Annotated in this window: 19 protein-coding genes and 2 pseudogenes; 10 read left to right on the plus strand and 11 right to left on the minus strand. The window is 73.2% G+C overall.

All coding sequences use genetic code 11. The annotated features are described in order from the left end of the window. Positions 1–211: 211 nt before the first annotated feature. Both IH61_RS0120040 and IH61_RS48660 read left to right on the plus strand, forming a co-directional pair. The gene (locus tag IH61_RS0120040; RefSeq protein WP_031071676.1) at positions 212–700 is read left to right on the plus strand and encodes a phosphoribosyltransferase family protein; all 489 of its coding nucleotides are present in this window, start codon (positions 212–214) and stop codon (positions 698–700) included. Positions 701–990: 290 nt separating this feature from the next. Next, positions 991–1086: pseudogene (locus tag IH61_RS48660) on the plus strand (IS982 family transposase); the annotation flags it as partial. A 45-nt stretch (positions 1087–1131) separates the two neighbouring features. On the opposite strand, the gene IH61_RS0120045 reads toward IH61_RS48660, so the two are convergent. Together IH61_RS0120045 and IH61_RS0120050 are read right to left on the minus strand one after the other, a co-directional pair. Beyond that, positions 1132–2289 (minus strand): lanthionine synthetase LanC family protein, encoded by a 1158-nt coding sequence (locus IH61_RS0120045; RefSeq protein ID WP_051837511.1) that lies wholly within the window; start codon positions 2287–2289, stop codon positions 1132–1134. Beyond that, the gene (locus tag IH61_RS0120050; RefSeq protein ID WP_051837513.1) at positions 2286–5477 is read right to left on the minus strand and encodes a lantibiotic dehydratase; all 3192 of its coding nucleotides are present in this window, start codon (positions 5475–5477) and stop codon (positions 2286–2288) included. Before IH61_RS0120050 ends, IH61_RS0120045 begins: the two co-directional genes overlap by 4 nt. Before the next feature lie 245 nt (positions 5478–5722). Between IH61_RS0120050 and IH61_RS49610 the strand changes: the two genes are divergently transcribed. Next, positions 5723–5854, plus strand: coding sequence for a hypothetical protein (locus IH61_RS49610; protein ID WP_267884034.1), 132 nt, complete (start codon positions 5723–5725; stop codon positions 5852–5854). Between the two features lie 107 nt (positions 5855–5961). On the opposite strand, the gene IH61_RS0120060 is transcribed toward IH61_RS49610, so the two are convergent. Next, positions 5962–6873 (minus strand): JmjC domain-containing protein, encoded by a 912-nt coding sequence (locus IH61_RS0120060; protein ID WP_158845113.1) that lies wholly within the window; start codon positions 6871–6873, stop codon positions 5962–5964. A gap of 289 nt (positions 6874–7162) precedes the next feature. Further along, a complete protein-coding gene (locus IH61_RS0120065; protein WP_199823354.1) occupies positions 7163–7411 on the minus strand; it encodes an XRE family transcriptional regulator in 249 nt (82 codons plus the stop codon). 191 nt (positions 7412–7602) lie between these two features. On the opposite strand from IH61_RS0120065, the gene IH61_RS47785 reads away from it, so the two are divergent. The 3 genes from IH61_RS47785 to IH61_RS0120080 are packed head-to-tail and all read left to right on the plus strand — an operon-like array spanning position 7603 to position 8872. After that, the gene (locus tag IH61_RS47785; RefSeq protein WP_037973125.1) at positions 7603–7920 is read left to right on the plus strand and encodes a MazG-like family protein; all 318 of its coding nucleotides are present in this window, start codon (positions 7603–7605) and stop codon (positions 7918–7920) included. Continuing rightward, on the plus strand, positions 7917–8375 hold the full coding sequence (locus IH61_RS47790) for an NUDIX hydrolase (protein ID WP_078911257.1): 459 nt from the start codon (positions 7917–7919) through the stop codon (positions 8373–8375). Before IH61_RS47785 ends, IH61_RS47790 begins: the two co-directional genes overlap by 4 nt. Positions 8376–8395: 20 nt before the next feature. Continuing rightward, positions 8396–8872, plus strand: coding sequence for a GNAT family N-acetyltransferase (locus IH61_RS0120080; protein ID WP_037973126.1), 477 nt, complete (start codon positions 8396–8398; stop codon positions 8870–8872). A 118-nt stretch (positions 8873–8990) separates the two neighbouring features. On the opposite strand, the gene IH61_RS0120085 is transcribed toward IH61_RS0120080, so the two are convergent. The 4 genes and pseudogenes from IH61_RS0120085 to IH61_RS0120100 form a co-directional block, all read right to left on the minus strand. Further along, positions 8991–9656: a DUF6304 family protein gene (locus tag IH61_RS0120085; protein WP_031071693.1), complete on the minus strand. Its 666-nt coding sequence runs from the start codon at positions 9654–9656 to the stop codon at positions 8991–8993. Positions 9657–9858: 202 nt separating this feature from the next. Next, a pseudogene (gene uppS, locus IH61_RS41145) lies at positions 9859–10629 on the minus strand (polyprenyl diphosphate synthase). Between the two features lie 69 nt (positions 10630–10698). Further along, positions 10699–11487 (minus strand): hypothetical protein, encoded by a 789-nt coding sequence (locus IH61_RS0120095; RefSeq protein ID WP_031071695.1) that lies wholly within the window; start codon positions 11485–11487, stop codon positions 10699–10701. Beyond that, positions 11484–11783: a PadR family transcriptional regulator gene (locus tag IH61_RS0120100; protein ID WP_031071696.1), complete on the minus strand. Its 300-nt coding sequence runs from the start codon at positions 11781–11783 to the stop codon at positions 11484–11486. The genes IH61_RS0120095 and IH61_RS0120100 overlap by 4 nt, the downstream gene beginning before the upstream one ends. An 84-nt stretch (positions 11784–11867) precedes the next feature. On the opposite strand from IH61_RS0120100, the gene IH61_RS0120105 reads away from it, so the two are divergent. After that, positions 11868–12917 carry a hypothetical protein gene (locus IH61_RS0120105; protein WP_158845116.1) on the plus strand — a complete coding sequence of 350 codons (1050 nt, stop codon included), beginning with the start codon at positions 11868–11870 and terminating at the stop codon, positions 12915–12917. Between the two features lie 46 nt (positions 12918–12963). Here the strand turns inward: IH61_RS0120105 and IH61_RS0120110 are convergent, their stop codons facing one another. Further along, entirely contained in the window at positions 12964–14415 is a 1452-nt protein-coding gene (locus IH61_RS0120110; RefSeq protein WP_078911258.1) for a DHA2 family efflux MFS transporter permease subunit, read from the minus strand. A 95-nt stretch (positions 14416–14510) separates the two neighbouring features. On the opposite strand from IH61_RS0120110, the gene IH61_RS0120115 reads away from it, so the two are divergent. Beyond that, a complete protein-coding gene (locus tag IH61_RS0120115) occupies positions 14511–15080 on the plus strand; it encodes a TetR/AcrR family transcriptional regulator (protein WP_031071703.1) in 570 nt (189 codons plus the stop codon). A 54-nt stretch (positions 15081–15134) separates the two neighbouring features. Here the strand turns inward: IH61_RS0120115 and IH61_RS0120120 are convergent, their stop codons facing one another. Then, on the minus strand, positions 15135–15569 hold the full coding sequence (locus IH61_RS0120120) for a CBS domain-containing protein (RefSeq protein ID WP_031071705.1): 435 nt from the start codon (positions 15567–15569) through the stop codon (positions 15135–15137). 270 nt (positions 15570–15839) lie between these two features. Between IH61_RS0120120 and IH61_RS47030 the strand changes: the two genes are divergently transcribed. Further along, on the plus strand, positions 15840–16973 hold the full coding sequence (locus tag IH61_RS47030) for a thioesterase domain-containing protein (protein ID WP_031071707.1): 1134 nt from the start codon (positions 15840–15842) through the stop codon (positions 16971–16973). Between the two features lie 621 nt (positions 16974–17594). Beyond that, positions 17595–18959, plus strand: coding sequence for an NAD(P)/FAD-dependent oxidoreductase (locus IH61_RS0120130; protein ID WP_031071708.1), 1365 nt, complete (start codon positions 17595–17597; stop codon positions 18957–18959). Between the two features lie 157 nt (positions 18960–19116). Here the strand turns inward: IH61_RS0120130 and IH61_RS0120140 are convergent, their stop codons facing one another. Then, positions 19117–20463, minus strand: coding sequence for a dipeptidase (locus IH61_RS0120140; protein ID WP_031071711.1), 1347 nt, complete (start codon positions 20461–20463; stop codon positions 19117–19119). Between the last annotated feature and the right edge of the window lie 4 nt (positions 20464–20467).

Here is a 20467-nt window from a genome sequence, read left to right on the forward strand (position 1 = left end):
ACGGATTCCCCCATAGCCACCGGATCCTAGGAGCCGGACCGCGCTCGGCCAACCTGTGGCCGTCGACCGGCCTCAGGCCGTCCTTTGGGCGTGGGTGGAACGGTCCACGGAAGCGCTCCTCGAGCACCTGATCGATCACCGCTTCCACCCGGGGGCGCGCCGGTACTCGCCGCCGGGCGGGTGAACGGGGACACTGGTCGCTGTGACTGACATGCGCGAGACGCTGGACTACCAGACATTCGGCCGGGCGGTGCGCGAACTCGCGCAGGCGATCGCCGACGACGGGTACGAGCCCGACCTGATCCTGAGCATCGCCCGTGGCGGGGTGTTCGTGGCCGGAGGGCTGGCGTACGCGCTGGACTGCAAGAACCTGCACCTGGTGAACGTCGAGTTCTACACCGGGGTGGGCACCACGCTCGAGATGCCCGTCATGCTGGCGCCCGTCCCCGACGCGATCGACTTCTCCGGGAAGAAGGTCCTGATCGCCGACGACGTGGCCGACACCGGCAAGACGCTGAAGCTGGTGCACGACTTCTGCCTCGAGCACGTCGCGGAGGTGCGCTCCGCCGTCATCTACGAGAAGTCGCACTCACTGGTGAACTGCGAGTACGTGTGGAAGAAGACCGACGACTGGATCAACTTCCCGTGGTCGACGGAGCCACCGGTCGTGAAGCGCGACAGCCAGGTGCTCGACGCTTAGGCCGTGTCTTTCGGATCACGCCGGGCGGTCGCTGCCGGGGCACGCGCCGCACGGCAGGATGGACCCGTGGACGACCAGCTTCGTCCGGGCACTGATCGAGCGTCGGCAGATCACCGTGGAAACCGTGGTGTCCAGCGACGAGATCCGCGCGGAACTCTTCGGCACGTCACCCGCCGACGCGGACTCGGAGGCGGCGGACGGACGGCTTCGAGGAAAGCGACCGCAGAATCGCCGCCAGGCTCGCGTCCGGGCACAGTGCAGTCGCCGAGTCCACGAACGTCACCTCGGACGTCGCTCAGCGCATCCTCGCGATGGCCGCGGCTGTCTGGCACCACCACAGGACAGGCCAACCCGTCCCACGATCCCTGATCGCCTACGACCACTGACGATCATTCGGAACAACTCGTCCAGCGTGCGGTGCCCGGCCCGGCTCAGCTGAGGAGTAGGCAGGCGTCCCAGCTCCCGTCGGCCGGGTGGAGGGCGAGGGCGGCGCCGGCGGTGCCCTCCAGGAGGGTGGCGGGTTCTCCGACGGCGAGGGCGGCGGTGAGGTCGCGGGTGGTGGTGGCGGTGAGGGCGGGGAGGTGAGCCGCCAGGGAGGCGGCGTCCTCGGCCATGCGTCGGGTGATCCGGAGCAGGCCGGCGGTGCCGTGGCAGAGTCCGGGGCCGGACAGGTGCCAGGTGGCGGGGTCGGCCAGGGTGGCGGCGAGGGCGGTGACGGCGGTGGTGCGCCAGTCGTCGCGGGCCAGGGCGGTGCCGGCGAGGTGGAGTGCGCGGGCGGCGCCCGGGGTGCCGTAGCACCAGGCGGCCCGGGTGGGTGCGTCGGCGGGTGGCCGGCCCGACTCCACGTCCTCGACGGGTACGGTCATCGGCCAGCCGCCGGTGGGAAGCCGGTGGGCGGTGAGTCCGAGTGCCAGCGCCTCGATCGCCTCATCGTGTCCGGGCACCCGCACGTCGTGGAGGCGGGCCAGGGACAGGAGCGCGAGCGGGCCCGGAATCCCGTGTGCCAGGCCGAGGTTGACGTGGCCTCGGGGGTGGTCGGGGTCCGCGCCGGGCAGCCCCGGGCCGCCGGCCGTCCACCAGCGCGGCAGCGGCTCGCCGGTCGGCGCGGCCAGGTCCACCAGGGCGGCGAGGAGATCGGCGAGCGCCGGTCCGTGCGGGTCCAGGGCGAGCAGCAGCCGGCCCAGGCCCGCGGCGCCCGAGACGGTGTCGAAGGTGTGTGCCCGCAGTCCCGCCCCCGCCGCCAGGTCGGCGCGCAGCGCGGCCACCCGTCCGGCGGCGGTTTCGGCGACCCGGGGTGTCAGGGCGTCGAGCAGCCCCCGGTACTCGCCGGGGCCGCGCGCCATCGTGCGGGCGGCGAAGGCCACGGCGGCGGCGCCGGAGTAGAGGCCGCCTCCGCGCATCGCCCCGGGGGCCTTGACCGCGGCCGCGAGCTGTCCGTGCGCGGCCCGGCGCAGCGCGGGGTCCTCGCCCGCGAGGACGGCGAGGGCGAGCGCCGCGCCGCTGTGGCCGGCGCCGAGCCCGGGGGTGAAGGCGGCTTCGGGTTTGGCGAGTTGGGCGGCGACGGCCTCGACCGCTTCGTCGGGGGTCATCGGCCCCCCTCCCCTGTACTCGTCGGGCGGGTGCGGTGGGCTTCGAGGGCGCCTCGGGCGAGTGCGTAGGCGCGGCGTTCGGCTTCGCGGTCGATGCCGATGAGGCGGTTGTGCCCCATGTGCAGCAGGGAGGTGAGGGCGGGGCCGGCGGACTCCGGGGCGAGGTGCGCGGCGTACTCGGTGAGGCGGGCGCCGCGCTCCTGCCAGGCTGCGGTGAGCGCCGGGTCGGCGGGCAGGAGGCCCCCGCCGGGGGTGGCGGGGCCGTCCGGGCCGATGGCGCGCAGGGCGGCGGCGCGGTGGGTGCGGAATGCCTGGTGGTGCTGTTCGGACTTGGGGTACGTGGCGGCGATCCAGGCGCCGACGGGCGGCGCGGCGGCGCGCGCCGCCAGGAAGTCCCGGGCGGTGCCGGTGAGGTTGACGGCGGCGAGCAGTGCACCGGGCACCGTACGGGAGGCGCGGGCCAGGCGCAGCGTCTCGACGGCGACGAGGCTGTCGGCGTGGAAGACGCGCTCGGCGTGGGCGAGGGCGTCCGGTCCGCCGTACCGGTCCGTCTCGGGCGCGTAGCTGTCCAGTCGCAGGTCGGCGGCGAGCCCGGCGCGGCGCAGGTCATGGGCCCAGTCGTGGACGGCGGGCAGCAGGTCCGCGGCGAGGGCGGGCGGGGTGCCGTGGAAGCGCAGCCGCAGGTGGGGCGCGGGGTCGCGGTAGCGGATGAAGAACCAGCGGTCCACGTCGCCGGGCAGGGCGGCGAGGAGGCGGGGCAGGTGGTCGGCGAGGATCTCGTCGTGGCGGGCCTCGGTGGCGGCGAGGCGGGCGAACAGCCAGGGGCCGCCGGGGAGTTCGGGCGTACGGGCGTGAGCGGCGGGCAGCGGCCGGCGTGCCGGGGAGTCGGCCGGGCGCGCGGCGCGGCGCAGCGGGACGACGAGTTCGGTGACGTGACCGCGCAGCCAGCCGCCGTCCCCCGCGAGGTCCTCCTGGAGCACGGTGGGCCGCCCGGAGCGGGCCTGGCTGTGCAGGAGGCGGAGGTGCCAGGGGTCGTCGAGGTCGAGGCCGATGCGCTGGTCGCCGCTGAGCAGCCGCACGGCGGCGGGTACGCCCCAGCGGCGGCGCCACCGGGCGAGGCCCTGCGCCCACTGCTCGTACGGGCTGTCGGCGGGCGGCACGGGGTCGGTGAGGCGCCAGGCGGCGGGGGCGAGGACGACCCGGCCGCGCCGAACGCGGGGCAGCGCGGGGGCACTGGCGGCGGCGCCCCAGTCCCAGGGCTGCCAGGGGCGTTGCCCGGTGAGCGCGACCTCCTGGAGGAAGCGGGCCGCGTTGGGGGCGCCGGTGCGCAGGTTGAGCGCGTGGTGGGCGGTGGCGCGGATCTCGCGGCCGAGGCTGCGGGAGTGGACGCTGAGGCGCTCGGTGTCGGCGAGGACGACGAGGTCGTCCAGCGGGATCACGGCGGGGCCGCCGTCCTCGGGGAAGGCGCTGACGGTCACGCGGTGGTCGAGCCAGCGCGGGGTGAGCGCGATGTTGGCGTGGCGGGCGCGGTAGGGGGTGAACTCCAGGTGTGCGTCCAGGACTTCACCGTCCTCGAGGCCGGCGGCAGCGGCCAGGAGGGCGCCACCGCCGAGCTGGGCGGCGAACCGGCCGAAGGTGGCCCCGGCGCGGTCGCTGCCGGCGGTCGGCGAGAGTACGAGGCGGAACCGCCCGTCGTCCAGGGCGTCGAGCGAGTCGGCGGCGAGTTCGGCGTACAGCTCCATGGAGGCGGGCGGGGTGTCGGCGGCGCCGCCCTCCTGCTGCTGGAGGACCAGCCGGGCGAGCAATTCGTCGTCGAGGACGACCTCGGGCAGCGGCCCGCCGGGCTCCCGGTCGGCGAGCGCGCCCGCCGCGAGCTCGGCCAGCAGGCGGTCGCGCGCCGCGTCGGCGTCGCTGCGGGCGCGGGCGGGCTGCGGGGTCGCCGCGCCCCGCGCGCCTGCCGGGCGCCGGTAGCCGGCGGGCGGGCCGAGGCCCGTGTCGGGGTCGAGCAGTTCGGCGAGCGGGACCGGGCTGTCGGTGCCGTACCGCTCGACGAACTCGGCGTGGTAGGCGCGCAGGTGCTCGGGTGCGGTGGCCGGTGGTGAGAGCCGCCACAAGACCGTGGCGGTGTGCTCCAGTTCGGTGCGGACCTGCTCGGGCAGGACCACCTCCGCGTCCAGCGCGAGGTCGGCGTGGAGGGGTCGGTCGGCGGGCGAAAGGCGGGTCATCCGCCGCCGCGCCTCACGCAGCGCGGTGGTGGCCTGCCCGCGCGGCGAGGCGGCAGCCTGCGCCAACAGGTCTCGTACGGAGGCGAGTTCGGCGCGCACGGGGTGCCCGTCGGGCAGCCGCTCGAGGACGTGACCGAGCAGGTCCGTGCTGTCCGGCGGCGGTGTCAGGTCGGTGAGCAGGAACCCCTGGGCGACCAGCGTGCGCACCAGCCCGGTGATCGCCTCGGCCGGGGCGGCGGGGAAGTCGGCGGCCAGGGCGGCGAGCAGGTCGGCGTGGCGCAGCGGACGGGCGGCATGGCGGACGGCGGCCCGGACGGCGGCGGTGGCGCGGACGGTCCGCTCGGTGACGGGCTGCGCGTCCGCGTCCCCACCGGTGGCGGCGCCCCGCTCGGGCAGGTACGGCAGGACGAGCCGGTCGCCGCGCAGAACGACCTGCTGGTCGGCGGCCAGCCGCAGCCCGGCCAGTACCTGCGGCTCGGTGCACAGCCGGTCCAGGAGCGGGAGCAGCCAGCCGAGGTCGGGGCGGAACGTGCGGCGCTCGGCACCGTCCCAGCGGACCTTGGCCCGGGCGTCGAAGCGGCCCGTCGCGACGGCGGCCATCAGCCCGAAGGGGGTCGGGCGGGTGGCCATCCGCAGCCGGTAGCGCCCGACGGCCTCGGCGGCGCGGCCCGCAGCGGCGGGGCGCAGGGCAACGGCCGGGCCCAAGGCGGCAGGGTGCAAGGCGGCGGGGCCCAAGGCGGCGGCTGCCTGATCGAGGACATCGGCCAGGGAGGGGCTGGACACCTCGATCGCCTCGCGCAACACCGGGTCGGCGGCGGCCTCGGCGAGGTAGGCCGACGGGCCCTCGTCGCCCGGCCCGGCGGCGTTCCGGTGCAGGCGGGCAACGGCGGGTGTGCGCAGCAGGACGGGATCGGTCGCGGTGAACAGCACGTCCCGGGCCGTCCCGCGCGTCTTCTTGCCCACCGTGCCGCTCCCGTGCCTCGTGACGTGTGATTCGCGCTTCGTGCGTCGTGCGTCGTGCCCCGTGTCGTCCGTCGGCTCGTTCTATCCCGATGGTCGAAAACTGTCCACGGTTGATCAGAAGTCATCAATAGTTGGCTGAATTCGCCTATTCATCCGAGTGCAGTCATTGTCCGGCCCTACGACGAGTGCCTAACGTCCGCTGCAGTCCGCCGCGGCAGTCGCGGCACCGACGGAAGGAGACCCTCATGGCGAACGACATGCAGGAGCTGTTCGACCTCGACGTCCAGGACCTCGTCGCCGCCGAGACCGGCGAGCAGGAGGAAGCGGCGTTCAGCATCTCGTGCGAAGGCTCCTGCACCCGCCCGTACTGCATCTGATCAGCGCGATCCGCCTGATCCCGTAGCAGTACGGGTACCGCCGGGCGCGGTTGCCCGGACCGTTCGTACGGTCCGGGCAGCCGCGCCCGGTCGTGTTTCCCTCCTGATCAACCGCCCAGCGGCCCCGGCGAGTCCGGCGAGTCCGGCGCGGGCGCGGGCGCGGGCAGCGGTCCCCGCGCCAGCCGCACCAGCTCCTGCGGAGTCAGCCCGGCCAGGCGCTCCCGGCTGAGCCGCAGCACCTCACCGGCCGCGGCGAGCAACTCCTCGTCCGTCCCCGGCCGTTCGGGCAGGCCCTCCTCCTCCGCGCCGCCGGCCAGGAACTCGCCGACCGCCGCGTGCAGCCGCCCCACACCCGCCTCCCGCACGGTGAACGACAGGTGCACCGACAGCCCCTGACGCCCCACCGCCGCATGCGGCGCGCCCCGCGGCACGTACAGCACCTCCCCCGGCGCGAGCACCGTGTGCAGCGCCACGGGCCCCGGCTCGGGCGCGAGCCCCGGGCGCCACCGGCCGTCCGCCGGCGCCTCGTGGACCGTCCACTCCTTCTCCCCCGCCAGCTGCACCACCAGCACGTCCGCGTCGTCCCGGTGCACGTCCAGCCCGCGCCGCCCGGCCCCCGTCGCGAAGCAGAACGCCTCGGTCCGACGGCCCAGACGCAGCGCGATGTCCGTGGCCAACGCCCGTACGGGGCCGTGCCATTGGTCCAGCTGCGGGAGCAGCAGGGTCGCGCCTTCGCCGAGCAGCTCGGCGATCCGCTCGGGGTCGGCCCACCCGTCCTCCCGCCGCCCGGCCACCGTACGGGCGGTGCAGAACCGCTCCGGCGCCACGACCTCGCCGTCCTGCACCATCTCCACGTACGGCACCCGCAGCAGCCCGCCGCGCAGCACCGCGTCCAGCTCCTGCGGCCGCGGCAGCCCGGCGGGCCACCCGTCAGGCCGGAACAGCTGCGGCCTGCGCTCCTCCAGCGTCTTGGCGAAGGCACCCGCGTCCCCCACCAGCTGCTCCAGCACTCGCCCCATCGCCCGTCTCCCAACGTCTCGTCCGGCCCGGCCTCCAACGGCCGACCGTCCCATGACGAACGGATGAACAAGGGGAAGCGGTTGAACCGCATCCACGGCCGGAACGGGAACAGGCCACCTTCCCGGCGCGCCCGTCCACACACCAGACACCCGAATCCGCAGGTCGGCGTACCTCACCCCTGCCACCGGCGCCGGGCACGCGACCGCAGCGGGCGAAATCCGGCGGACGTGGGATAGATCACACCGGCACCCGTGAACGGCCCACGGCCCCGGGACGTGCGGCGCCTCGTCACTCCGACGAAGGCTCGCCCTCCTCGGGCTCCCGGTCCCTGCTCGGGATGCTGCCCGGCTCCCAGCCGAGAACCTCCTCGAAGCGCCGGGCCGAGAACGAGGTGGGAGTCTGCCCACCCTCTTGTTCATGGACCCGGATGGTCGCGATGCTCAACTCGGTCCGGTAGGCGAGCTCACTCACGGAGATGCCCTCGGCTTCCCGGTACTCGATCAGCGCTTTCGCCAGCCGCTCGGATTCCTCACTCATGGCCCGAGCGTCCCTCCCCACGAACGGTTCGTCAGCCCTTCCCGGTCCGCCCACGCCTTCCGGCCTCCTCCCACTCCCTCAAGCGTCGGAGGCGTTCTCACCCGAAGCAGCACGAACAATCGAAAAGACCCGGGCTCGCCGGGAACCTCCCAGCTTGATCGACCGATTCGAACAGGGGCAGGCTCTCCCCCGTGGAAGACACCTGGACGATCATCAACTCCCTTGCTGCCCGCCTCGATTCACACTCCGACCGCAGCGACGAGCAACGCTGGACCCTCCAGGCCCTCAAGCTCCAGGAGGAGGCCGGCGAGGTCGCCGAAGCCGTCATCGGAGCCCTCGGCGTCAACCCCCGCAAGGGCCACTCCCACGACTGGGACGACGTCCGCAAGGAGGCGTGCGACGTGGCCGTCTCCGCCCTCGTGATGCTCGCCCGCATGGGCGGAGACCCGCCCCGCTTCTTCGCCGACCACCTCCGCGCGGTCGCCGCCCGAGGGAGCGCCGCCCCGTGACCCACCCGGAAACGGACCCGGTCACCCTGGTCGTCGGCGTCCACCTCGTCCTCCTCGACCAGGGCGAGGTCCTGCTCGGGCGCCGCCGCAACACCAGCTACGCCGCCGGCCTGTGGCACCTCCCGGCCGGACACATGGAACACGGCGAGGCCGTGACCCGAGCGATGGCGCGCGAGGCCGAGGAGGAACTCGGCATCACCGTCGCCGAGCACGACCTCACCCTCGTCCACACCCTGCACCACCTCGACGCCGACGACGGCCGCAGCCGCCTCCAGCTCTTCTTCCGCGCCGCCCACTACGAGGGCCGGCTCCGCAACGCCGAGCCGCACAAGTGCGAGGAACTGCGCCGCTGGCCCCTCGACCGGCTGCCGCACGACACGGTGCCCTACACCGCGCACGCCCTCGGCGAGATCACCCGCGGCAACCCGCTCTCCACCATCGGCTGGCCGACCTAGCCACTACCGGAGGAACCACCGTGCCCGGTCCCGCCGTACGCCCCGTACGCCCCGCCGGTCCGCAGGACGCCGACGAACTGATGCGCCTGCGCGTCGAAGTCCTCGACGGGCTCGAGCTCACCGACGCCTGGCGCTCCACCTTCCGCGACGACATGCGCGCCCGCCTCGGCACCGACCCGCACCTACTCGCGTACGTCGTCCCCGCCGACGGGCACACCCTGGCCTCGTGCGCCATCGGCATCGTCTACCGCGGCTACCTCGGCCCGACCCACCCGACCGGCCTGTGGGGCCGCATCCACGCGGTGGTCACCGACCCCGCCCACCGACGCCTCGGCCACGCCCGCGCCGTCACCGCCGCCCTGATCGACGGCCTCCGGACGGCCGGCTGCGGATCGATCGAACTGCGCGCCACCGACGCCGGCGCCCCGCTCTACCGCTCCCTCGGCTTCGGCCCCCTGGACGGCTACATGGCCCTGCGCCCCGCCCCGGAGGGGTAGGCGCGGCAGGTGCCGCCCGGGCCGTGCCCTGCGGAGCATCTGACGGTCCGTGGCCGGACGGACCGGCGGTGGACGCCGGTCCGCGTGAGGGGGTTCATCGGCCGGACGGACCGGAGTTTCAACCCCGGTATCCGGTGCCGCGTACACGGGGCTCGAACTCCCCACACAGGTACGTCTCCGGCACCTCCTCCGTCATCGGCACCGACCAGTAGTCGCGTTTGCCCGTCATTGCCAGGTACTGCGCCCTGTCATCGCGATGGCAGCGGATTCCCAGCAGAGGGTTGCCGGCCGGAGAGTAGTCGGAGAAGAGGCACGTGAGGCAGCTGCGGAAGCGGAAGCCGTCCGGCAGCGCGGCCGCCAGCCGGAGCAGGCCGTCCTCGAACCGATCGTCCACCACCGAGAAGGTCTGCCCCTCGAGGTCGATGGACAGCCGAATGACCGGTTCGCGCCGCGGCGCTTCGCCCTCGCGCAGCTCCACAGCGAACCGGATCGGGAACAGCTGCTCGCCCGCAGGCCCTTCCAGGGTGCACGGGAGGTCGCCGGTGAGGACACAGGCCGTCAGGGCACCGAAGGCGTCGAGGAAGAGGCCGGCCTCGACCGCGGCGGGCGCGTCGACCGGCTCCAGGCTGTCGAAGTCGCCCCCGCAGACGCCGACGCCGCGCACGGTGGAGTGAATCTCGAAGCCCAGCATCGGCGTTCCGGCCAGCGGCTCGAACCGCCATGTGACCGGCTCCGCACCGTGATCATCGGCGTACTCGCCCGGGAATGACTGCGGGATCACCATCCACCTCCACAGCGATGATCCCGCGCGCTCCTGCGAAGGAAGTCGGCCGGGCCGACTTTCTGCACAGCGACGCAGAGATCGATCTCGACCTCAATCCTGCTCGAGATTCTACGGTACTTGCACCAACGATCGTTCCAGGAGGCAGTTTTGACAACCCGGCACACACCCGACGCCGCGCGTGTCGGCGGATGCTCCGGCCGGCTCAGCCGCCGTAGCGCCGCTGCCTGGCGGCGAAGCTGCGGACGGCGCGCAGGAAGTCGACCTCACGGAACGCGGGTCAGTACGCCTCGCAGAAGTACAGCTCCGAGTAGGCGCTCTGCCAGAGCAGGAAGTTGGAGAGCCGCTGCTCGCCGCTGGTGCGGATGACGAGGTCGGGATCGGGCCGGCCGGCGGTGTAGAGGTGCGGGGCGATGTCGTCGACGGTCAGGGTGTCGGCGACCTCGGTCAGTGACGCGCCGGACTCGGCTCGCGCGTACATCAGGTCGCGCATGGCGTCGACGACCTCCTGGTGGCCGCCGTAGCCGACGGCCAGGGTGACATGGGCGCCGGTGGTGCAGGTGCGGGTGGCCTCGACCGCCTCCTTGAGGGCGCGGGCGGTGCTGTCGGGCAAGGCGTCGGTCATCCCGGCGAGGTGGACCTGCCAGCGGGCGTCCGGGCGGGTGAGGCGATCGGCGACCACCTGCTCGATCAGCCGCATCAGGTAGGCGACTTCGGTGTCGCCCCGGCGCTGGAGGTTCTCGGTCGAGCACAGGAAGACGGTGACGTGGTGGATCCCCAGGGCCTCGCACCAGGAGAGCACCTCCTCGACGTGCTCGGCGCCCACCTTGTGCCCGAGGCTCGGGTTGGCCATGCCCATCTGGCGGGCCCAGCGACGGTTGCCGTCCATGATCAGCCCGACGTGCCGGGGCACGGGGCCCGCCATGACCTCGCGGCGCAGGCGGCGGGTGTAGAGGGAGCGGAGCAGGTCGGACATGAGCACGTCCAAGTGATCGGGGCGGCCCGCCGGTTCGGGCGGGCCCTGGTCGGGCGGGTGCCGCGTGATCTACGGGGCCGGTGGCAGGTCGTGCAGGTCGCGCAGGGTGCCCGCGCACACCCCCGTCAGCAGCAGCAGGCCCACGCCGATGCCGGCGCCGAGCAGGTGCAGGCCGTCGCCGGCGAGCGAGACGGCGAGGATGGTTGCGCCGCCGGTGGCGCTGGCGGCGGCGAGGGACCACACGCCGGCCCGGAGGCGGCTGTTGCCAGGTGGCACGACGGCGTCCGCGCCGACGCCGGTGAAGATGCGGGGGATCTGGATCGCGCCGAGGCCGAGGGCGATCCACCAGGCGGCGAGCACGGCGGTGCGCAGGGTGGGCGGCGAGGCGTCCGCGTCGACGCCACTGTGCACCAGGACGACCACGGCGGTGCCGAGGAGCGTCGGCAGGGCGAGGCGGCGGACCGCCCAGCCCGACAGCGTGATCGCGGCGGCCGGCGTGGGCCGGGGCCGGGGTGCGACCAGGGCGATGCCGAGCAGCAGCAGGGTGGTGCAGCCGTGCATGACCCCGTTCCGCACGCCGTTCGCGGGCAGGGGGCCGACCTGTTCGGCGGCCAGGTGGCCGAGGAACCAGGCGGCGAGGGCGATCGTGATGCCCATGGTGGCCACCCGCCGCTGGCCCTGTGCCGGGGAGTCGGCGGGCCAGACGGCCGGGTGCAGCCACATGTCCACGATGCCGACGATCAGGTTGGGCCAGGACTTCCAGCCCGCGCCCCGGGCCTCGTCCTCCACCATCGAACCCCAGCGCTCGCGGAATGCGTCCGGGTAGAGCCTGACCAGGCTTCGGGTGACGACGCTCACGCCGGGTTCACCCCCAGGCGCCGCAGGCCCGCGTTCGCGACCCGGGCCATGGCCCGCAGCTCGCGTTCCAGCACCTCGCGGCCGAGGGGCGTCAGCTGCACCGGGCGCTGGCGGCCCTGCCCGTCGAGCGGCTCGATCAGCCGCTTCGACTCCAGCCTGGCCAGCGCCCCGTACAGGCTGCCGGGCCCCAGCCGCTCCCCGGTCAGTTCCTCGATCGCCGTGTTGATGGCGTATCCGTGCAGCGGCCCGTCGGCCAGCGCGCAGAGCACCAGGGTCTGGGCATCGTTGGCTTGCATGTTGCTCCTCCCGATCTGACGGAGCACCATACTACGTGCCACGAACTACGCGCCACGTAGTACGCGATGTGTACTATCGCCGCCATGCGCGAAGACATGACGATCGATCACCTGGAAGTCGGGCACCCCGCCCGGCCTGCCGCGGCCGTGGCGCTCTTGACGTCCGCCGCCGGCGCCGCCGCCTTCACCCTGTTCGCCTACCTGACGACACAGGTCCGCGTGGTGCGGGCGGGCAGTCCCTGGCAGGGCGATCCGTACGACGCGGTGGTGACCTTCACCATGTTCTTCGTCCCACTGCTCGGCGCGCTCGGCGCAGCGAGGGCGCTGCTGTGCCGCCGTGACCGGCCGCTGCCGCGCTACCGGGTCGAGCAACTGCTTCGGACCGCACTGGTCTGCACGCTGCTCGTCGCCGCCACGCTCGCCACCGACTGGGCGGCGGTGGCCGCGCGGGCGGACCGCGCCTCCTGGGACGGCGGCACCACCTGGCTGATCGCATCCCTGCTGCCGCTCACGGGGATGACGGCCGAGAGCCTGCTGTTGCACCGCCGGGCGATCCGACGGCTACCGGAACCCGCGCCCGGAGCCGAGGACGTAGGCGGGGACTGGCTGGACGACCTCGCGCCCCTCGCGAACCTGCTCGCCGGCTCCCGCTCGCGTACGGGGCGCGCACTCGCTGCGCTGATCTGCCGCGGCGGCGTGCTCGACTTCGTGCGCCTGCGCTTCGCCCTGCTCGCCGCCGCGGCTGCCCTCGCCGCCGGCCTGCTGGTCGCCACGGGACTCGCCTCCGGCGAGGGCTGGCCCGGGGTACTGCTCTTCGCCGTGGAGGCCGCGGTCTTCGCGGGCGGCACGTTCGCCTTCGTGATGATCTGCAACAGCGCCCTGAGGTTCGCCGTGTCTCCTCCCGTATCGAGGACGCGGCGGGCCGCCCGGATCGCGACCACCGCAGGCGCGTTGGCGCTCCCGGTCTCGTTGGCGCTGCGGGACACCGTCTGGCAACTGCTCGGATTCGGCGACCAGGTCGACTCCGTCGGGCCGTGGGCGGCCGTCACGCTCGCCTGTGCGCTCCTGACGGGCGCGCTCACGTTCGGTACGGCGGCGGCGATGCTCGCCGCCCGACCGGAGACCCGGAAGTGATCATGCCGGTGGCGGGATGCTCGTCCGCGAGGCGCGGCCGGGGTCGTCAGCGCCGAGCCGGTTCGTCGACGGCCGCTGCGCCCTCGCTGCCGGAAGCGGCGACGGGGGCGGAGGCGGCGCGCTCGGCGGCGGCCCGGCGCGGCAGGAGGAGGCAGAGGGGGAGCGCTGCCGCGGTGATGGCGGCGGTCCACCAGAAGGCGGTGGCGAAGCCGGTGGCCAGGGCGGCGCGGGTGTGGGTGTCGGCGGTGGTGCGTTGGAGGATGACGACGAGGAGGGCGGTGCCGAGGGAGCCGCCGATCTGTTGGGTGACGCGGCTGATGCCGGAGGCGGCCGGGATGTCCTCGTGGCGAAGGCCCGCGTAGGCGCCGCCCATCAGGGCGATCATGGCGGCGCCGAGGCCAAGGCCGCGGGCGAAGAGGGCGGCCATCAGCAGGGCGTTGTCGGTGGTGGCGGTCACGAAGCCGAAGGGGACGGTCGCCGCGAGGGTGACGGCGAAGGCGGTGACGGCGACCGGGCGGGCGCCGATGCGGTCCATGTACCGGCCGGCGAGGGAGCGGGAGAGCAGGGTGCCGAGCCCCTGCGGGATGAGCAACAGCGCGGCGCCCAGGGCGGATTCGCCGCGGACCTGCTGCCAGTAGAGCGGCATCAGCAGCATGGCGCCGTACAGGGCGGCTCCGGCGAGGAGGAGCAGTGCCGTGGAGGAGGCGAGGGCCCGGTGGCGGAGGAGGCGGATGTCGAGCAGGGCGTCGTCTCCGCGGCGCAGGGCCCAGGCGACGTACCCGGCGAGCAGGGCCGCGCCCAGGAGGAGGAACGGCCCGCCGAGCTGGGTGAGGCCGTAGACGACGGCGGTGATGCCGGGCAGGAGCAGCAGCATGCCCACGACGTCCGGGCGGGGTGCGCGGCCGGGGCGCGGGCCGTCGTCGGGGAGGTTGCGGCGGGCCAGGTAGCCGCCGGCGAGGCAGAAGGGGATGTTGAACAGGAAGATCCAGCGCCAGTCGCCGAGGTGCAGGATGGCTCCGCCGAGCACCGGGCCGATGACCGGGCCCAGCGCCGTGGGCACGGTGATCAGCGCCATGACCCTGCCGGTGTTGCGGCCCTCCGCGGCCTGCATGACCAGCGTGGCCATGAGCACCATCATCACGCCGCCGCCGACGCCCTGGACGACCCGGAAGGCGATCAGGCTCGGGGCGTTCCAGGCCGCCGCGCACAGGACGGACCCGGCGAGGAACAGCGCCAGGGCGAGGAGCCAGAGCCGCTTGCCGCCGAGGACGGACTGGGCCCAGCCGACGGCCGGCATCGTGGCCGAGAGGGCGAGCAGGTAGGCGGTGCTGACCCATTGGACGGTGGCGAGCGGGGTGTGCAGCTGCCCGGCGAGGTCGTCGATGGCGACGCTCATGATCGTGGTGTCGAAGATGACGGCGAGCGCGCCGACGATCAGCGTGTAGGTCAGCCGCCGTAGGGCCGGGTCGACGGGGGACCGGGGGTCGCGGGTACTCATGGGCACTCCTTAAGATACAGTGTTCTATCTTACGAAGGGCAGAGTAGGTCGGCAGGCTTAAGATAGGCAAGTCTTTCCAACTCGAAGGAGTGGCGATGACCGAACGACGACGCGGCGCAGCCCTGGAGAACGCCCTGCTCGACGCCGCCTGGGAGGAGCTCACCGCCGTCGGCTACGCCAGGTTCACCGTCGACGGCGTCGTCAAGCGCGCCGCCACCAGCCCCCCGGTGCTCTACCGCCGCTGGCCCGACCGTGAGGCCCTCATCCGGGCGACCCTCGCCCACGTCGGGCGCCGGAGCATCCTGGCCGTCCCCGACACCGGGAGCCTGCGCGAGGACGTGCTGACCCTCATGCGGGAGATCAATGCCACCCGCGTCCAGCTCGTCACCGTGATGAGCGTGTACCTGGCCGGGTACCACCAGGAGACCGGCACCAGCCCCCGTGACCTGCTCGACCCCTCCGTCACCGGCCGCAAGCAGGCCCTCGACGTGGTCTACGAGCGCGCCGCCGCCCGCGGCGAGGTCGAGGCGGAGCGCCTCACCGAGCGCATGAAGACGCTGCCCTTCGACCTGCTGCGCCACGAGTTCCTGACGACCTTCGCCGCCGTGCCCGACCACGTGCTCGAGGAGATCGTCGACACGCTCTTCCTCCCCCTCCTACGCTGAAGCCCCGCCGCGACCGACCGTGGTCACGACGGGGCTGCGATGAAGCCGGAATCGTCACCGCTTCATGTAGACGCTGTCCATGAACTCCATGATCTGCTGGTCCGTGACCCGGTGGCCGTCGCGGTGGCCCATCGCCAGGTCGGCCTCGCTGATCATGCCGGCCAGACGGTCACCGTCGATCACCGGGATGCGGCGGATCTGGTGCTGCTCCATCTTCTTGAGCACGGCGTCCACGGTGTCGTCGACCCGTACGCAGTGCAGGTGACCGGCCAGCTCGATGGCGGTCATGGCGGCGGGATCCTTGCCCTCGGCGAGACAGCGCACCACGATGTCACGGTCGGTGATGATGCCGTGGAGCTTCTGGTCGTCGCCGCAGATCGGCAGCGCGCCGACGTTCATGTCGCGCATCATCTTCGCGGCCTCGTCCAGCGTCTGGTGGGCGCCGATGCACTGGGCGCCGGTGTGCATGATGTCTCGGGCAGTGGTCACGGGGACTCCTTCGTCGGTGTTACCCCCCGGTTACCCCCCGACGGTCCTTCCCTCGGCGGCCCACAGCGCCGCACCCGAGGTGACCGTGCCCTCACCGTAGGCGACGCCGCCGCATCCTGCCACGCGTCGCGGGTCCGGACCCGGGCCCGGGACCGGTCGCGGAATCGGCCCCGGGATTGGCCGTGGGATTGGCCGTGGGATCGGCCGCGCCCGTTCCGTCGGTCACAATGGCCGCCGTTGCAAGGTGGCCGGGGTACGGGAGGGGAAGCGATGGACATCGTCAGGGATCTGGGGGCGGCCCTCGGCTGCGGCGACGCGTCACCCACGTACGTCGGCCCGGACCACCACCGGCTGGCCGCCCCGGTGTTCAGCGTCGACGTCCTCGGCGACGCCCGTACCGCCCACCGGGTGATCCACCTCCTGCCCGGCGGAGGGCTCATCGTCGCCGCCAACTACTGCACGGCGCAGGGCCGCAGCCTCGCCCGCTTCCTCGCCGACCACGGCTACCTGGTCATCGGCACCACGCCGCGCGAGGACACCCTGACGCCCGACCTCCTCGGACCGCACTGCGCCGACTGGGGCCTGGACGGCCACCGCGCGGACCTCGAGCGCGTCCTCGAAGCCGCCACCGCCGTCACGGGCCTGCCGTACGAGCTGCTCGGCCACTCGGCCGGGGCCGCCCTCGCCCTGGCCACGGCCGCCGCCCGCCGCGAGGACGCGGGCCTGCGACGTGTCCTCGTCCTCGACACTACCGGCCCGTACGACCCGCGGGCCCACCCCGAACTCGCGGCGAGGGCCGACGCCCTGACCGATCACTTCCGCCACCAACTCGCCTCCGGCGTACGGACGGTGGACCCCGGCCTGAAGGCCCTGTTCGCCCGCGCCGCCACCGCCCCGGACGCACCCAGCGGCCTCCCCCGACCGGCCGGTCGCGCAGGCCGGTTCACCAACCTGGCCCTCCTCCACTACGCCCTGACCCACACCCGCGACCTCCCCGGCCCCGTGAACTGGATCTACCACCGCGCCCAGAGCAGCGGCACCCACACCTTCGGCCCCACCCCCGCCGAGGACCGCTTCACCCTCGACCACACCCCCCTCCCCGTCTGGCAACAGGCCGTCGCCCGCCTCGGCAGCGGCCTCCAACCCACCGCCCTGCTCCGCGACTTGGCGGCGATCTGGGCCGACCGCACCGACGTCCACCGGATCGACTGGCCGGCCGTGCGCGCCGAGGTCGTCTGGCTGAACGCCGAACTCGGCCGCGGCGACCACGACCTCGGCGCCCGCCTCATCCGCCACGGCGGCGCGAGCGTCGACTACCGCGTCGTCCAGGGCTACGGCCACGGCGACGTCGTCTGGTCGGCCACGGCCGAGCGCGACGTGTGGCGGTACCTGCTCCCCCGCTAGCTAGCGACTTGTCGGGGAGTTCTCGGCCGAAATGGGTGGCCGCGCCGATCCCGGAGAGTCCCGCTCCGATGATCGCCACGTCGAACTTCTCGACGGCGTCTCACACCGCAGCCGTGATGGCGTTTCCTCGCTGCCCGAGTGGGGCGCGACCTCGGTCGAGGCCGCGCCCCACTCGGGCAGCGCATGAGCGCACGGACAAGGCCGGCCTGTGCACCGTGCACCGTCCTCAGGGGAAGCAGGTGCTCAGTGTCGTTCTCGCCGCGGCCGTGGCTTGCGACAGTGGCGTACGAGATGACCGCCGCAGGCAAAGTTTGGTTTCGCTACGCACTGTGTCGTGGACCTGCCGACCGGGACACCCAGGGGACTGATGTTGAGTAATCACACTGTCATGGTGGGTCTCGGTGCCACTGGCCGGGCCATCGCTTCTTCCTTGCTGCAACGCGCGGACTGCGAAGAGCTCGCCCATCCATGGCAGAGCCACCCCGATCTGAGAGGAGTTCGAGAAGGCTCGCTGCCGGGGCGAAGTCGTCGGCCACTACGGCTTCGAGCAGGCCATCGGACAGGTCTTGACGCGAAGCAGGACGTAGGACGAACACCCCACCTCAACGAGATCAGGACGGCATGAGGACCGACGACACGAAGTACAGCAACTTCACCGGCTGGATCGACCCGCCGGACGACGTGCAGCCCGCGCTGGACGGCGACCTGACCTGTGGCGTCGCCGTCATCGGCGGAGGCATGGGTGGCATGGCGGCTGCGCTGCGCCTCGCGGAGCGCGGCCAGGACGTGGTCCTGCTGGAGGCCGAGTTCTGCGGCTACGGCTCGGCCTCGCGCAACGGCGGTCAGATCGCCGGGGCGCCGGGTGGCGACCTGCGGATGCTCAGCCTCCAGTCCCCGAAGAAGATGCCGGTCATGGTCAAACTGGCGGAGCACGCGGGCCGCTACGTGGAAGACCTCATCAAGACGCACGACATCGACTGCGACTACGTGGCGAACGGCCTGGTGTGGGGTGCGGTCTCACCCCTCATGATGCTCAGGGTGCGCACTCAGGCGGCGGTTCTGCGCGCCTTCGGTGGGCAAGGGACCGTCGGCAGCAGAGAGGAACTCGGCCTCCCTGCAGGCTTCGTGGGCGGGATGCGGGAGTCCATCGGCGGGATGCTGAACCCGGGCAAGCTCGCTCGTGGTGTGCGTCGCGCGCTGCTCGCCTCCTCGTCCAAGGTCTTCGAGCGGACGCGGGTGAGCGATGTCCGGCGCACCGGCAGCACCGTCGAGATCACGACACCGCACGGCACCGTGCGGGCCGACAAGGTGGTGCTCGCAACCAGCGTCTACGGCGGCGAGTGGGACATCACGCCCAGGAACCTCGCGACGCCGCTGTACGTCATCGAGATCGAGTCGGAACCCGTCGCGCCGGAGCGGCTTGCCGCGCTGGACTGGACCAGTCGGTCCGGCATCATCACCCAGCACCAGGTGATGACCCACTACCGGCTCACCGAGCGCAACACCATCGTCTGCGGGGTCCGCCAAGCGCAGCGAGGCCAGACCTACCCGCTCCCGGACCGTGTCCCGGACCCCCGTGTCGTGCGGGACATGGGGAAGGATCTGGCCAACCGGTTCCCGTCGCTGTCCGACGTGGCCGTCGAGCGGGCCTGGGGCGGTTGGATCGGCGTCAGCCCGGACTGGCTGGCGGTCGCCGGGCAGGTGGGCGACAACGTCTTCTACGCGATGGCCTGCAACGGCCACGGCCTCTGTCAGGTGCCGTACGTGGCCCACCAGCTCGCCGACTACATCGTCGACGGTGAGATGTCGGACGACCTCGCCGGCATCTGGTCGGACGCCTCGAAGTACCCGCGGTCGATGTCGCTGCTGATGCAGCCGTTCGTCCTCCGAGCCATCTGGGGGCTGGACCGGTTCAACGACTTCTTCAACGGCAGCAGGACACTGGCCCGGCGGGCGCTCCGTCGTGGCAGGCGTGGGAACTCCTGAAGGTTTGGGTAGCACCTGATCCGCGGCGGCGTGGCGTGGTTCCAGGTCGCCACCCGCGACGACAGGACCCCCGAGCTTTGCGAAGCAGCCGTCGCCCTCACATCCCTCCTGGTGTTGGGCCTGACATTTGACGACAGAACCTAGCTGGAACAGGGGTTCAGCGGGAGGCGGCGAAGTGCCGCAGGAACAGCGCCTCCACGTGCGCCATCCGCCGGATCTCCTCCGGGTCGACGCTCTCGTTCGGCGCGTGGATCCGGCAGCGCGGCTCCTCGACGCCCATCAGCATGATCTCCGCCTCGGGGAAGGTGGTGGCGAGGACGTTGCACAGCGGGATCGAGCCGCCCTGGCCGAGGAAGGACATCGGCTTGCCGTAGACCTCCTGCATGGCCTTGTCGAGGGCGGCGTACGCGGGCCCGCCGGTCTCGGCCCGGAAGGGCGCGCCGGCGCTCTCCCGTTCGACGGAGACCCGTACGCCCCAGGGCGCGGCCGCCTCCAGGTGCGCGACCAGGGCGGCCTGGGCGGCCTGGGCGTCGGTACCGGGCGGCACCCGCAGGCTCACCCGGGCCCGGGCGGTGGCCGGGACGGCGGGGACGGAGCCGACGACGGGCGGGCAGTCGATGCCGATGACGGTGACGGCGGGGCGGGCCCAGAGCCGGTCGGCGACGGTGCCGGAGCCGGTCAGCCGGACGCCGTCCAGGACGCCCGCGTCGGTGCGGAAGGTGCCCTCGTCGTAGCCGACGCCGCTCCAACTGCCGTCGCAGTCGAGCCCGTTGATCCTGGTGCCGCCGTCGGCGTCACGCAGCGAGTCCAGGATCCGGATCAGCGCGGCCAGGGCGTCGGGGGCGGGGCCGCCGAACATTCCGGAGTGCACGTCCCCCTTGAGCGCCTCGACGGCGACGACCACGTAGACGACCCCGCGCAGCGAGGTGGTGGCGGTGGGGACGCCGACGGCGGCGTTGCCGGTGTCGCAGATCAGCAGGGCGTCCGCGTGCAACTCCCCGGCGTGCGGGGGCACGTACTGCTCGAGGCCGCCGGTGCCCTGCTCCTCGGAGCCCTCGACCACCAGTTTCAGCCCGACCGGGATGTCCTCGCCGAGCGCCCGCAGCGCGGTGAGGTGCATGAGGATGTTGCCCTTGCAGTCGGCCGCGCCGCGCCCGTACCAGCGGCCGTCGCGCTCGGTGAGTTCGAACGGCGGGGAGGTCCAGGCGGCCTCGTCGAGCGGGGGCTGGACGTCGTAGTGGCTGTAGAGCAGCACAGTCGGGGCGCCGGGCGGGGGCGGGCGGTGGCCGACCACGGCGTGGCTGCCGTCCGGGGTCTCCTCCAGGTGGACGTCGCGCAGGCCCGCGTCCGTGAAGGCGGCGGCGACCCACTCGGCGGCCTCCCGGCACTTCTCCGGCGGGTACTGCCGGGGGTCGGCCACGGACGGGATGGCCACCAGCTCGGCCAGGTCGGTCCTGGCGCGGGGCATCAACGCGTCGATCCGGCGGGCGAGTTCGTCGGTCATGGTT

This window comes from Streptomyces sp. NRRL WC-3742 (genome assembly GCF_000720635.1).
GTDB lineage: Bacteria > Actinomycetota > Actinomycetes > Streptomycetales > Streptomycetaceae > Kitasatospora.

Excerpts from the sequence above, each read along its gene's own strand:
- IH61_RS0120100 (WP_031071696.1), bottom strand. The coding sequence starts at position 11,783 with ATGCAAGCCAACGATGCCCAGACCCTGGTGCTCTGCGCGCTGGCCGAC.
- IH61_RS0120060 (WP_158845113.1), bottom strand. The coding sequence starts at position 6,873 with ATGGGGCGAGTGCTGGAGCAGCTGGTGGGGGACGCGGGTGCCTTCGCC.
- IH61_RS0120085 (WP_031071693.1), bottom strand. The coding sequence starts at position 9,656 with ATGGTGATCCCGCAGTCATTCCCGGGCGAGTACGCCGATGATCACGGT.
- IH61_RS0120065 (WP_199823354.1), bottom strand. The coding sequence starts at position 7,411 with ATGAGTGAGGAATCCGAGCGGCTGGCGAAAGCGCTGATCGAGTACCGG.
- IH61_RS0120040 (WP_031071676.1), top strand. The coding sequence starts at position 212 with ATGCGCGAGACGCTGGACTACCAGACATTCGGCCGGGCGGTGCGCGAA.
- IH61_RS0120130 (WP_031071708.1), top strand. The coding sequence starts at position 17,595 with ATGAGGACCGACGACACGAAGTACAGCAACTTCACCGGCTGGATCGAC.
- IH61_RS0120105 (WP_158845116.1), top strand. The coding sequence starts at position 11,868 with ATGCGCGAAGACATGACGATCGATCACCTGGAAGTCGGGCACCCCGCC.
- IH61_RS0120115 (WP_031071703.1), top strand. The coding sequence starts at position 14,511 with ATGACCGAACGACGACGCGGCGCAGCCCTGGAGAACGCCCTGCTCGAC.
- IH61_RS0120110 (WP_078911258.1), bottom strand. The coding sequence starts at position 14,415 with ATGAGTACCCGCGACCCCCGGTCCCCCGTCGACCCGGCCCTACGGCGG.
- IH61_RS47030 (WP_031071707.1), top strand. The coding sequence starts at position 15,840 with ATGGACATCGTCAGGGATCTGGGGGCGGCCCTCGGCTGCGGCGACGCG.
- IH61_RS49610 (WP_267884034.1), top strand. The coding sequence starts at position 5,723 with ATGGCGAACGACATGCAGGAGCTGTTCGACCTCGACGTCCAGGACCTC.
- IH61_RS0120045 (WP_051837511.1), bottom strand. The coding sequence starts at position 2,289 with ATGACCCCCGACGAAGCGGTCGAGGCCGTCGCCGCCCAACTCGCCAAA.
- IH61_RS0120140 (WP_031071711.1), bottom strand. The coding sequence starts at position 20,463 with ATGACCGACGAACTCGCCCGCCGGATCGACGCGTTGATGCCCCGCGCC.